This is a genomic window from Micromonospora sp. CNB394, from assembly GCF_000374985.1.
Taxonomy (GTDB): domain Bacteria; phylum Actinomycetota; class Actinomycetes; order Mycobacteriales; family Micromonosporaceae; genus Micromonospora; species Micromonospora marina.
The window spans coordinates 14590-26355 of the sequence record NZ_KB895827.1; the positions used below are offsets into that span (position 1 = coordinate 14590).

General features: G+C 72.8%; 10 protein-coding genes. 6 read left to right on the forward strand and 4 right to left on the reverse strand.

The genetic code is table 11. From position 1 onward, the window contains the following. Positions 1-21 precede the first annotated feature (21 nt). Positions 22-768: an alpha/beta fold hydrolase gene (locus tag C569_RS0105875; protein ID WP_026267753.1), complete on the forward strand. Its 747-nt coding sequence runs from the start codon at positions 22-24 to the stop codon at positions 766-768. 6 nt (positions 769-774) lie between these two features. On the opposite strand, the gene C569_RS0105880 is transcribed toward C569_RS0105875, so the two are convergent. The 4 genes from C569_RS0105880 to C569_RS0105895 form a co-directional block, all read right to left on the reverse strand. Then, positions 775-2451 (reverse strand): CDP-glycerol glycerophosphotransferase family protein, encoded by a 1677-nt coding sequence (locus tag C569_RS0105880; protein WP_018784866.1) that lies wholly within the window; start codon positions 2449-2451, stop codon positions 775-777. 19 nt (positions 2452-2470) lie between these two features. Then, positions 2471-3973 carry a bifunctional cytidylyltransferase/SDR family oxidoreductase gene (locus tag C569_RS0105885; RefSeq protein WP_018784867.1) on the reverse strand — a complete coding sequence of 501 codons (1503 nt, stop codon included), beginning with the start codon at positions 3971-3973 and terminating at the stop codon, positions 2471-2473. A 104-nt stretch (positions 3974-4077) separates the two neighbouring features. Then, on the reverse strand, positions 4078-4878 hold the full coding sequence (locus C569_RS0105890) for an ABC transporter ATP-binding protein (protein WP_018784868.1): 801 nt from the start codon (positions 4876-4878) through the stop codon (positions 4078-4080). Continuing rightward, a complete protein-coding gene (locus C569_RS0105895) occupies positions 4871-5773 on the reverse strand; it encodes an ABC transporter permease (protein WP_018784869.1) in 903 nt (300 codons plus the stop codon). Before C569_RS0105895 ends, C569_RS0105890 begins: the two co-directional genes overlap by 8 nt. Positions 5774-5924: 151 nt before the next feature. Here C569_RS0105895 and C569_RS0105900 point away from each other — a divergent pair, with 151 nt between their 5' ends. The 5 genes from C569_RS0105900 to C569_RS29870 all read left to right on the forward strand — a co-directional run bounded on the left by C569_RS0105900 (position 5925) and on the right by C569_RS29870 (position 11736). Further along, a complete protein-coding gene (locus tag C569_RS0105900) occupies positions 5925-6557 on the forward strand; it encodes a TetR/AcrR family transcriptional regulator (RefSeq protein WP_018784870.1) in 633 nt (210 codons plus the stop codon). Positions 6558-6708: 151 nt separating this feature from the next. Further along, a complete protein-coding gene (locus tag C569_RS0105905; RefSeq protein ID WP_018784871.1) occupies positions 6709-7818 on the forward strand; it encodes a DegT/DnrJ/EryC1/StrS aminotransferase family protein in 1110 nt (369 codons plus the stop codon). 56 nt (positions 7819-7874) lie between these two features. Further along, a complete protein-coding gene (locus C569_RS0105910) occupies positions 7875-8900 on the forward strand; it encodes a Gfo/Idh/MocA family protein (protein WP_013285263.1) in 1026 nt (341 codons plus the stop codon). A 32-nt stretch (positions 8901-8932) separates the two neighbouring features. Beyond that, on the forward strand, positions 8933-10018 hold the full coding sequence (locus tag C569_RS29865) for a hypothetical protein (RefSeq protein WP_231394728.1): 1086 nt from the start codon (positions 8933-8935) through the stop codon (positions 10016-10018). A 98-nt stretch (positions 10019-10116) separates the two neighbouring features. Then, positions 10117-11736, forward strand: coding sequence for a glycosyltransferase family 4 protein (locus C569_RS29870; protein ID WP_051090450.1), 1620 nt, complete (start codon positions 10117-10119; stop codon positions 11734-11736). Positions 11737-11766 lie beyond the last annotated feature (30 nt).

Consider the following 11766-nt stretch of genomic DNA (forward strand, 5'->3'; position numbering starts at 1 on the left):
GGGCGGTGGCAGACTGCGCCAATGGGCGATACGACGGGGAAGCGGCACCTGATTCTCCTGCACGGCATGGGCGCCACCGGCGAGGTGTGGCTGCCCTGGGCACCGCTGCTGGAGCGCCGCTGGCCCGGCCGCTGGCTCGCCCCCGACCTCGCGGGTCACGGCTGGTCGCCGCCGCTGCCCGGCTACTCGTTCGAAGCCCTGGCCCAGCGCGTCGCCGACGGGCTCGGCCCGGTCCGGCTCGGCCCCGACGACCGGCTGGTGGTGCTCGGGCACTCGCTCGGCGGGGTGGTGGCACTGGCGCTCGCGGCCCGGCAGCGGGGACATCCGGTCGACGCGGTCGTGGGGCTCGGCATCAAGGCGGTCTGGTCCCCGGCCGAACTGGCGAAGTCGCAGGAGCTGGCCGCCCGGCAGGTCACCTGGTTCGCCACCCGGGACGAGGCGGCTCGCCGCTACCTGCGGGTGTCCGGGCTCGCCGGGCTGTTCGCCCCGGACCACCCGGTGGTGGAGGCGGGGCTGCGGCGGGAGGACGGCCGCTGGCGGCTCGCCATGGACCCGGCCGCGTTCGCGGTCGGCGAGCCCCGGTTGCCGGTGCTGCTGGCCGCCACCGACGTGCCCGTCCTGCTGGCCCGGGGCGAGCTGGACCCGATGGTGACCGACGCGCAGCTCAAGGAACTGGGCGCACCGGTGGCCACGCTGCCCGGGCTGGGCCACAACGCGCACGTCGAGGACCCGGAGGCGGTACTCGCCCTGCTCGACCCGTACCTCTGAGCGGGCCTACACCTCGGCGCGCGGCGCCGGGACCGCCCAGTCGGGTTCCAGCTCGCGGCGGGCGGCGGCGAGGAACGCCTCGGCGTACCCGTCGGCGGGGAAGTCGCCCAGGTAACGCGTCCGGGCCGCCCAGCGTTGCGCCGCCTTCGGGTCGGCGTCGAGCAGGCCGGTGAGCACGTCGTCCACGTTGGACATGTCCCGCCGCAGCACGTAGCCGGACGCCGCGAGCGGGAACCGCTCGACGAAGTGCTCGCCGTCGGCACCGGTGTCGGTGACCGCGTACGGCTTGCCGGAGTAGAGCCAGTCGGAGATGACCCCTGATACGTCGGAGACCAGCGCGTCGGCGCGGTTGACGCACTCGGTGAGCGTCAGCGCGCGGCTCGCGGCGGCACCGAACAGGTGCGGCCGGCCGGTCTTCGCCCGGTCGGCGGCGAGCAGTTCGGTGAGCCGGGCGAGCTGGCGGGCCGAGGCCGGGTTCTTGTCGGTGTACGGGTGGGCGCGCAGGATCACCGCGGCGCCCCGGTCGATCAGCCGGCGGATCAGCGTCTCGGCCACCGGCAGCGAGCAGTAGTTGGCGTCGGCGTGGTGCCCGGTCCAGGTCGGGGTGTAGAGGACCGTCGGGTGCGCCGGCGGGGTGACCGGCTCCCGGCGTACCTCGATGGCCTCGACCTGGGGGCGGCCGACCACGACGAACTTGTCGGCGGGGATCTCCACGCCGGCGCGGGCGTACCTGTCGATCGCCGCCTGCCCGGCCACGAAGATCTTGTCGAAGATGGCCGAGACCGGGTTGGCGCTTGGCGCCTTGTCGCTGTCGCCGTGGTGCAACTGCACGTGGGTGAGCTGGTTGAACCGGATCACGTGGGCGTTCTTCGCGCCGTGGTTGACGTAGAACGCCACCCGCAGGCTCGGCACCAGCGCCTCGTCCAGCGCCTTCAGCGTGGGGCAGAGGACCACCGGGGCGCTGGTGGCGGCGGCCACCGTCGCCAGGAACTCCGGCTCGCGCAGCACCACCACGAACGGGCGGCCGATCCGCTCCAGGTACGGCAGCCACATGGTGACCTGGTACTCCGAGCCGGGCGGGGCGGAGAAGTGCAGCAGGAACTCGGGCTGGTGGCGGCGCAGCGCCCGGCCGACCGGTCCACCTCCGGCGGGCGGCCGGAACCGGCGCCGGGCGAGGTCCAGCGCGACCGCACCGCATCCGGCGCCGACGAGCAGCGCGGCGGCGAGCGCCGTCCAGGCGGGAAGTGCCAGGGCGGCGGCGAGCGCCACCACGGCGAGCAGCACCAGCAGCGCGTCGCCGAGCCGGGCGGCGACCACGGGTGTCCACGTACGGACCGGGAGGTTCGCCGCGCGGATCTCCAGCGCGCCGGCCTGCCGCAGCGGGCCGACCAGCAGCACCAGGCCGAGCAGGACCAGCGCGGTGGCGGCCAGCGCCGGGTCGAAGCCGTCGTCGAGGCGACGCGCGTAGCCGACCAGGATGCCGGCGGCGACGAGCACCGTCTCGGCGAGCCCGTCGGCCGACGGCCGGACCCGGCGCTCCCAGGCGGTGGCGGCGAGCGCCGCCACCGCCAGGGCCAGGCCCCAGCCGGTGGCCCCGGTGAGCGCCACGACGAGGAAGGCCAGCACCGCCAGCCCGGTGGTCAGCACCCGGGCGAGCAGCTTGCGGACCAGGTCACCACGCATCTGGTACGTCCCGTTGGATTCAGGCGTCGGCGGACAGCGCGGACCGGTCCGGGCCCGGCTGGGCCGGTACGGCGGCCACCTGCTCGCCGGGGGCCCGGCGCACGTCGACCACCTGGCCGGTCAATTCGGAGATCAGCACGTCCAGGGACGCCTGCGCGACCGCCTCGGAGGAGAGCAGCGTGTGCTCCGGCTCCTCGCCGAACGCCCGCGTCCGCATCGGGGTGGCGGTGCGTTCCGGGTTGACGCAGTTGACCCGGACGCCGAACTCGGCCCACTCGTCGGCGAGCGCCTGCGTCAGGTTGACCAGCGCGGCCTTGGTGGCCGAGTACAGCGCGTAGCGGGCCCGGCCCCGGGTGTAGGAGCTGGACGTGTAGAGCAGCAGCTGACCCTTTGTCTGCTGGAGGTACGGCAACGACTGGCGCGCGATGGTGACCGGGCCGACGAAGTTGACGTGCAGGAGACGGTCCATCGTCTCGGAGTCCATCTCGGCCAGCGCACCCTTCTCCAGGATGCCGGCGGTGACCACGACGTGGTCGATCCGGCCGGTCGCCTCGAACGCGGTCTTCAGCGCGGCGGCCACGTCCTCGGCGCGCTCGACGTGCGTGCCGGTGGTGGAGCGGCTGAACGGGAAGACCTGGGCGCCGTAGCCGCGGGCCAGCTCGGTCAGGTCGTGGCCGATGCCGTAGCTGCCGCCGAAGACCACGATGGTCCGGCCGGTCAGCTCCTCGGCGTAGCTGCGGTGGTCGGTCAGGCGGGGCGCCTGGGCGGCGGCGAGCTGGAACAGCTTGTCGGCCAGGTGCACGTCGACCGGGTGGGTGACCTTGATGTTCTCGTCCGAGCCGTCGATCACCTTGATCGGCGTGCCGGGCAGGTAGCGCAGCACCACGCCGCAGTCGTCGGTGGCGGCGAAGTCGGGGTCGCCCTCGGCCCGGCGGTACGCCTCGCGGATGGTGCCGGAGCGGAACGCCTGCGGGGTCTGGCCGCGGCGCAGCCGGGAGCGGACCGGGATGTCGGTGATGCAGTCGTCCGCGTCCACCTGGATGATCGTGTCGGCGGACGGGATGGCCACGTCGACAGCCGAGTACGTCCAGAGCGCGTTCACGCACTCGCGCACGATCCGGGCGCTGACCAGCGGGCGGACCGCGTCGTGGAAGAGGATGTTGACGTCGCCCTCGCCGACCGCGTCGAGCGCGATCCGGGTGGTGTCGTTGCGGGTCTCGCCGCCCTCGATCACCTTGGTGACCTTGCGGAAGCCGGCGTCGGCGACGATGCGCTGCGCGTCCGGCACGTGCCCGGTGGCCATCAGCACGACGATCTCGTCGATCTCGGGTGCGGCCTCGAAGACGGCCAGGGTGTGCTCGATGATCGGCTTGCCGGCGATCTTGAGGAGCTGCTTCGGGATGCCCAGCCCGAGGCGCGTGCCGGTCCCCCCGGCGAGGATCACGGCCACCGTACGCGCGGGGCGCCAGGGTGCCGGGCTCGCCGGCGCGGCGTCCGGTGCGGTGGTGTGGTCCTGCGTCATTGCCGTACCTCACTCTGGGTGAAAGGGGATGGGTCCGAAAACCTTAACGCGTACGCGGGAGCGCACCGCTCCGGGCGGAACCCGGTGCGGTGCGCTCCGGGGCGCTACTTCTGGTTCTCGTACGCGTCGCAGACCTCCTTGGTGGGGCCGTCCATCTTCAGGACGCCGCTCTCCAGCCAGATGGTCCGTTCGCAGGTGTCCCGGATCGAGCCGATCGAGTGGCTGACCAGGAAGACGGTGCCGGCGCTGTCGCGCAGCTCGCGGACCCGCTGCTCGCTGCGGACCCGGAACTTGCGGTCGCCGGTGGCCAGCGCCTCGTCGATGAGCAGCACGTCGTGCTTCTTCGCCGAGGAGATCGCGAAGCGCAGCCGCGCGCCCATGCCGGAGGAGTAGGTGCGCATCGGCAGCGAGGCGAAGTCGCCGCGCTCGTTGATTCCGGAGAACTCGATGATCTCCGGGGCGATCCGCTTGACCTCGTCCGGGTGCATGCCCATGGCGAGGCAGCCGAGCACCACGTTGCGCTCGCCGGACAGGTCGTTGAGCAGCGCGGCGTTGACGCCGAGCAGCGACGGCTGGCCCTGGGTGTAGACGGCGCCGCGGGCCGGCGGGAGCAGCCCGGCGATGGCGCGCAGCAGCGTGGACTTGCCGGAGCCGTTGCTGCCGATCAGGCCGATCGCCTCACCCTCGTACGCGGTGAAGCTGACGCCCTTGACCGCGTGCACCTCGCGGATGTTCGGCGCCTTGGTGCGGGAGACGATCCGCTTGAGCGCGGAGACCGCGGTGGTGCCGCCGCTCGCGCCCTTGTGGATCCGGTAGATCACGTGCACGTCGTCCACCACCACGGTGGGGACGCGGCCCGAGTCGACAACCGGGCCGGCGTTCAGCGGCAGGGTCTGCTCAGCCACGGCCGTACTCCTTCTCTCCGCGCCAGAAGTAGACGAATCCGCCGACGCCCATCACGATCGCCCAGAGCAGGCCCATCGCCCACAGCTTCAGCGGGGAGCTGATCAGGTTCGCCTGGTGCGATTCGAGCAGCGCGTAGCGGGCCAGCTCGATGAAGACCAGCGGCGGGTTCCACTCCAGGATGTTGGCCGCCCAGCTCGGCAGGTGCTCGCGGATGAGCGCCACCGGGTAGAGCACGCCGGAGGCGTACAGCCAGGTGCGCATCACGAACGGCATGACCTGCTTGAGGTCGGCGGCCTTGGAGCCGAGGCGGGCCATGACCATGCTCAGCCCGACGTTGAAGATCGTCTGGAGCAGCAGCATCGGGACGATCAGGACCCAGCGCAGGGTGATCGGCTCGCCGGTGATCAGCACGATGGCGGCCAGCACGACCATCGACATGAGTAGCTGCTGGAGCTGGACCAGCGTGACGGTGATCGGCAGCGCGGCCCGGGGGAACTGGAGCGCCCGGATCAGGCCCAGGTTGCCGGTGATCGCGCTCACGCCGTTCGTCGCCGCCGTCTGCGTGAAGATGAAGACGAAGACGCCGGTGCACAGGTACGCGATGAAGTTCGGCACGCTCCGGCTCTGGGCCAGGATCAGGCCGAAGATCAGGAAGTAGACGGCCGCGTTGGTGAGCGGCGTCAGCACCTGCCAGAGCTGGCCGAGCTGGGTGTTGCTCAGCGAGGAGGCGACCTTCGCCCGCGAGTACGCGGTCATGAAGTGCCGGTACGCCCACAACCGGCGGGCGTACTCACCCAGAGCCGGTCGTTCGCCGGCCACCCGTAGCCCGTACCGCTGGGCCAGCTGGGCCCTGGTCAGTCCGGATTCGGGGTCGGCCACCGCGGTGTTGGCCATGTTCAGGCGCTCCGATCTTTCGTGCTGATGGGGAGCAGTGCGGTGAGATCCAGCGTGGCCGGGCGGGGAGGAGCCGCCTCGCTGCTGCATGGAAGGTAGTCCACCGAACGTCGGGACGCAACCGTACCGTCGTTGCGCTACATTGTTCCACGTGACGACCGAGAAGAGGCGTGCCCCGGCCGGTGCGGCGGTGCTGCGCGGGGAGATCACCAGTGCCATCCGCGCCGCCGTGATGCAGGAACTGGCCGAGGTGGGCTACGGTCGCCTCTCCATCGAGGCGGTGGCCCGCCGGGCCGGTGTGAGCAAGACCGCCATCTACCGCCGCTGGCGTTCGAAGCTCGACCTGGTGCTGGACATGGTCTCGGCGGTGGCGGGGCGCAACATCCCGCTGCTGGACACCGGCAGCCTCCTCGGCGACCTGGAGATCCTGTTGCACGTGATGGCGCGCGCGTTGCGTCACCGGCTGGCCGCGCAGATCATCCCGGACCTGCTGGCCGAGGCGGCCCGCAACCCGCAGATCGCGGAGAAGCTGCAGGCCGCCCTGGACGACTACCAGCAGGCCGTGGGCCGGATCCTGATCGGCCGGGCGGTCGAACGCGGTGAGCTGTCCCCGGACACCGACCGGCGCGCCGCCGTCGATCTCATCGTCGGCCCGGTCTACTGGCGGATGGCGATCTCCCGGGCCCCGCTGGAGCCCGCCGAGGTGCCCCGGATGGCGGCCGCTATCGTCGCCGCGCTGCGGGTAGCATGCGTGGGGCCTGTGCGCGACGAGGTGGAAGTGTGAGCCCCGGGCCACTCCCGGAGGTCCGTCGCCGATCATGAACAGAAGGTCACAACCCGTCGGACAATCAGTGCGAACGGCTGGTTTTCCCGACAGAGCGGTACCATCCCCCGAAATGTCTCCCATGAACCACGTGTCGACAGGAGGAAGCCCCATGGCCGGGCCGCATCCAGAGTTCATTCCCCCCGCACGGCCGATCATCGGCGAGGCCGAGATCGAGGCGGCCGTCCGGGTGCTGCGGAGCGGCCGGGTCGTGCAGGGCCCCGAGGTCGCGGCGTTCGAGGAGGAGTTCGGTGACCTGGTCGCCGGCCGGCACTGCGTCGCCGTCAACTCCGGCACCTCCGCGCTGCAGCTGACGCTGATGGCGCTCGGCTTCGGCCCGGGCGACGAGGTCATCGTTCCGTCGTTCTCCTTCGCCGCCAGCGGCAACGCGGTCCGGCTGGTCGGCGCCGAGCCGGTCTTCGTGGACATCGAGCCGGGCAGCTTCTGCGTCGACCCGGAGGCCGTCGCCGCCGCCGTCACGCCGAAGACCGTCGCGATCATGCCGGTGCACCTCTACGGCCACCCGGCCGCGATGGACCGGATCATGGAGATCGCGCAGCAGCACGGCCTCGCCGTGGTCGAGGACGCCGCGCAGGCGCACGGCGCCGAGCGCAACGGCACCCCGGTCGGCGCCTTCGGCACCGCCGGCTGCTTCAGCTTCTACCCGACGAAGAACATGCACTCCCTCGAGGGCGGCATGATCACCACCGCCGACGCGGACCTCGCCCGCACCCTGCGGCTGCTGCGCAACCAGGGCATGGAGCAGCGGTACGCCAACGAGATCGTCGGCGCCAACATGCGGATGACCGACGTGGCCGCCGCGATCGGCCGGGTGCAGCTCACCCAGCTCGCCGAGTGGACCGAGCAGCGCCGCGCCAACGCCAAGTTCCTCGACTCGGCGATCACCGGCATGGTCACCCCGCCGGTCGCCGACGGCGCCAAGCACGTCTACCACCAGTACACCGTGCGGGTGCGGGGCGACCGCGACGCCGCCCAGGCGCGCCTCACCGAGCTGGGCATCGGCAACGCGGTCTACTACCCGACCCCGATCCACCGGCTCAAGCCGTACCTCACCGCCGACGGCAAGCCGGGCCCGTGGGACCTGCCGGAGACCGAGCGGGCCGCCGCCGAGGTGGTCTCGCTGCCGGTGCACCCGTCGCTGAGCCAGGCCGAGCTGGAGCGGATCGCCGAGGGCGCGAACCTGGCCGCCGGTGCCCGGTGAGCGCGAGGAGTGAGCCGGGTCCGCGAGCCCCGCAGTCGCGAACGAAGGAGAGCGCAGTGAGTGGACGGAAGCTGCGGGCCGGTCTGATCGGCCTCGGCGCGATGGGCCGCAACCACGCCCGCGTGCTGTCCAACCTGGACGGCGTCGAGCTGGTCGGCGTGGTCGACCCGGCCGGCGACGTGACCGGCACGCTGCGCGCGCCCGTCGTACCCGAGCTGAGCGACCTGCTCGCCCTCGGCGTCGACTACGCGGTGGTGGCCTGCCCGACGGCGCTGCACGAGCCGATCGGCATGGAGCTGGCCGCCAACGGCGTCTGCGCGCTCATCGAGAAGCCGCTGGCCCAGTCCGTCGACGCGGCCACCCGGTTGGTCGAGGCGTTCGAGAACGCCGGCCTGGTCGCCGGCGTCGGGCACATCGAGCGCTACAACCCGGCGCTGCAGAGCCTGCGTACCCGCCTGGAGGCGGGCGAGCTGGGCGAGGTGTTCCAGGTCGTCACCCGGCGCCAGGGCCCGTTCCCGCACCGGATCGCCGACGTCGGCGTGGTGATGGACCTGGCCACCCACGACATCGACCTGACCGCCTGGGTGACCGGCCAGCAGTACAGCTCGGTCGCCGCCCGCACGGTCTCGCGCAGCGGCCGGCTGCACGAGGACATGGTCGCCGTGGTCGGCCAGCTCGCCGACGGCACGATGGTCAACCACCTGGTGAACTGGCTCAGCCCGCTCAAGGAGCGGTCGACAGTCGTCACCGGTGACAAGGGCTGCTTCGTGGCCGACACGCTCACCGCCGACCTGACGTTCTACGCCAACGCCGCCATCGACACCGAGTGGGAGGCGCTGCGCGCGTTCCGCGGCGTGGCCGAGGGCGACATGGTCCGCTACGCCATCCCGAAGCGGGAGCCGCTGCTGGTGGAGCACGAGCGCTTCCGGGACGCGGTGGAGGGCAAGCAGAGCGACATCGTCACGCTGCGGCAGGGTCTGCGTACCGTGCAGGTCGCCGCCGCTCTGCTGGAGTCGTCCGCCGACGGCAAGGTCGTGTCCGTCGCGGCCAGCGGCAGCGACGCGGAGCCGGCACTGCGATGAGCCCGGCGCCGGTGCGGCGGACGGTCTCCGCGGTGCGACGGCGGATTCCCCGGCGGTGGCGCATCGCGCTCCGCCGGGCTGCCGCCGGCGCGCGGCCCTGGCAGACCCCTTCGGTACGCGAACTGTGCGAACTTCCCGCCGGCACACCGCTGCTGGTGCACGCCGGCGGGATCACCGGCGACCGGGCGCTGGACGGCGTGCTGCGGGTGGTCGCCGCCGACAGTCGGGTGGCGCGCGAGCACCTCGCCCGGCACGGCGGCGGCGATCTCTTCGCGCCCGGCTCGCTGCCCTCCTTCGCCCAGGCGGTGGAGCGGGCCCGCCAGCGCGGCGGCGACGAGGTGTCGCCGGAGCAGGAGCCGCCGGTCGCGCCGGTCGAGGCCGGCACACCGGGCCGGTGGCGCGCGCTCGGCGCCGGGCCGGTCCGGCTGGGACTGGGCACGGCGAACTGCGCCGGGCAGCTCTCCGCCCTCGCCGTGGCGATCAGCGCGGCGCGGGCGGACGTCGGCATCGAGCTGGTCGTGGCCAAGCCGCCGGCCACCTACCGCTACCCGGCCGACCACTACCTGCACTTCCCCGGCGAGCACCGGCTCGACGTGCAGATGCAACAGGCCGCGCGGGTGCTCGGCTGGTACACGCACCTGATCGTGGACGCGTTCCGCCCGGTCCTCGGCCGCGCCAACGGCGACGACATCGCCGCGGACCTGCCCGCGCTGCGCCGGGCCCGGGTCAAGGTCGCGCTGCTGGCACACGGCAGCGAGATCCGCCATCCCGGTGCCCACCTGGAGCGGCACGCGGAGTCCGCGTTCCGGGACGCGCCGGAGGAGCTGCGCGAGCGGCTCACCGCGGTGGCCGAGCGGAACCGGCGCACCGCCGAGGAGAGCGGACTACCGTTCTTCGTGACCACGCCCGACCTGCTTCGGCACCTTGTCCTGCGAGGGGATGGCCGCCGGCCGGGTCGTGGTGGCATACCTGAGCGAGGGGCCGCACCGGGTCGCCGGGGTCCGGCCGCCGATCGCCGACGCCACCCCCGGCACGCTCGTCAAGACCATCGAGTCGCTGCTCGACGACAGATCCGCCGCTGCCGCCCTGGCCGCGGAGGGCACCCGCCACGTCCGTGACCACCACGACGGGCGACGCACCGCCGAGGTCTTCGACACCTTCCTCCGGTGACCCACCCACCACTCACACAAGCACCGTCGACGAGGAGAAACACCCGATGCAAGCTGGCGCTAACAGCGATGGCCGACCGACCCGGGGCCGGGTGGTGATGCTGGTCGACAACGGCGTCCACGGCGACTCCCGGGTGCAGAAGGCAGCGCGCTCGGCCGCCGACTCCGGCTGGGAGGTCTTCCTCCTCGGCATCCGCAACGCCCGCTCCGACGTGGACACCTGGCGCATCGGCGGCGCCGAGGTGCGGCTGCTGCGGGTGCCCAAGCCGCTGCACCGGCTGCCCCGGGAGTACAGCCGGTCGCTGCGCCGGCCGCTGGCGTACGCGTCCACCACCAAGGCCGCGTACCGGGTCCAGGAGATCAAGGCCTGGCAGGCCGATCTGTACGAGCGCCGCGTCCGCGCCCAGGCGCTGGGCGGCGGGGTGCCGGCCGCCGTGGGACGGGCGGCCCAGCTGCCGTCCCGCGCCGCCGCCACCGCGCTCGCCCGCTGGGTACGGTTCCGCAGCGGCGAGACCCGCCGGCTGCGCAAGGCGCAGACCGACCCGGAGGCGCTGTTCAGCCGCCTGCCCGTGCGGTTCTGGCAGGGGCTGCTGGGCGACCGCGCCTGGCGCCGGCTGGACCCGGGCCTGTGGGACTTCGAACTGGCCTTCCGGAAGACCCTCGACGAGCTCGAGCCGGACATCATCCACGCCAACGACTTCCGGATGCTCGGCATCGGTGTGCGGGCGACGCTGCGGGCCCGGGCCGCCGGCCGGCGGACCAAGCTGGTCTGGGACGCCCACGAGTTCGTCGGCGGCGTCACCGGCCGGGCCGACAACCCGCGCTGGCTGCCGGCCCAGATCGCCTACACGGCCGAGTACGCCGCCTACCCAGACGCCGTGGTGACCGTCTCCGACACCCTCGCCGACCTGCTCCAGGAGACCCACCGCCTGCCCGACCGGCCGGCCGTGGTGCTCAACGCGCCGATGGTGCCGCCGGCCGAGGCCGACGGCGACGTGCCGGACCTGCGGGCGCTGTGCGGCGTCGACGACCGTACGCCGGTGCTCGTCTACTCCGGTGCGGTGAACCCGAGCCGGGGCTGCCAGATCATGGTGGAGGCGCTGCCGGAGCTGCCCGACGTGCACGTCGCGTTCGTGACCATGAACCCCAACGGCGACAACCATTTTTCCGAGGCGCTGCGGGAGCGCGCCGCCGAACTCGGCGTCGCGGACCGCGTGCACCTGCTGCCGTACGTGGCGCACTGGCAGGTGGTGCCGTTCCTGTCCGGCGCGGACGCCGGGGTCATCCCGATCCACCACAAGCCCAACCACGAGCTGGCGCTGATCACGAAGTTCCTGGAGTACTCGCACGCCCGGCTGCCCATCGTGGTCAGCGACGTCAAGACCATGGCGCAGACCGCGCGGGCCACCGGGCAGGGTGAGGTGTTCACCGCCGAGGATCTGGCCGACTACGTCCGGGCCGTCCGGGCCGTGCTCGCCGACCCGGAGCGCTACCGGACCGCCTACGACAAGCCCGGCCTGCTGGAGGGTTGGACCTGGGAGGCTCAGGCGCGGATCCTCGACGAGGTGTACGGCTCGCTGCTGGGCACGCCCGCCGGGAGTGGGGCGCGTCTTCCGGCGTCCCGGCGTCCCGGCGACGAGCGGGAGTACGCGGCCACCGCGCGCTGACTCCCGGCACGGAACGGTTCGGCCGGCTCC

What these genes read in the sequence shown, in the direction of transcription:
- C569_RS0105875 (WP_026267753.1), top strand. Translation starts at nt 22, where the DNA reads ATGGGCGATACGACGGGGAAGCGGCACCTGATTCTCCTGCACGGCATG.
- C569_RS0105880 (WP_018784866.1), bottom strand. Translation starts at nt 2,451, where the DNA reads ATGCGTGGTGACCTGGTCCGCAAGCTGCTCGCCCGGGTGCTGACCACC.
- C569_RS0105885 (WP_018784867.1), bottom strand. Translation starts at nt 3,973, where the DNA reads ATGACGCAGGACCACACCACCGCACCGGACGCCGCGCCGGCGAGCCCG.
- C569_RS0105895 (WP_018784869.1), bottom strand. Translation starts at nt 5,773, where the DNA reads ATGGCCAACACCGCGGTGGCCGACCCCGAATCCGGACTGACCAGGGCC.
- C569_RS0105905 (WP_018784871.1), top strand. Translation starts at nt 6,709, where the DNA reads ATGGCCGGGCCGCATCCAGAGTTCATTCCCCCCGCACGGCCGATCATC.
- C569_RS29870 (WP_051090450.1), top strand. Translation starts at nt 10,117, where the DNA reads ATGCAAGCTGGCGCTAACAGCGATGGCCGACCGACCCGGGGCCGGGTG.